The sequence below is a fragment of the Shigella sp. FC1544 genome (assembly GCF_001722145.1).
Classification (GTDB): Bacteria; Pseudomonadota; Gammaproteobacteria; order Enterobacterales; family Enterobacteriaceae; genus Escherichia; species Escherichia coli.
In genome coordinates, this window is sequence record NZ_MECT01000547.1 from 1 (window position 1) to 204 (window position 204).

General features: G+C 53.4%; 1 protein-coding gene. It reads right to left on the minus strand.

Going from position 1 to position 204, the window contains the following annotated elements; translation table 11 throughout:
- Positions 1–204 (minus strand): IS3 family transposase (locus tag BGK49_RS19670; protein ID WP_146628148.1); only part of this gene is annotated, 204 nt, incomplete at both ends.

Genomic DNA, 204 nt, shown 5'->3' on the forward strand with positions numbered 1-204 from the left:
GGTACAGCAGGTTTTCGCTCAAGCAACAGCGCATTCTGGCGCATGATCCGGTAAACACGTTTGGCATTGATCGCAGGCATACCATCAAGTTCTGCCTGTCTGCGAAGCAGCGCCCATACCCGACGATAACCATACGTGGGCAGCTCTCCGATAACATGGTGTATACGGAGAAGCACATCCGTATCATCAGTGTGACGACTGCGG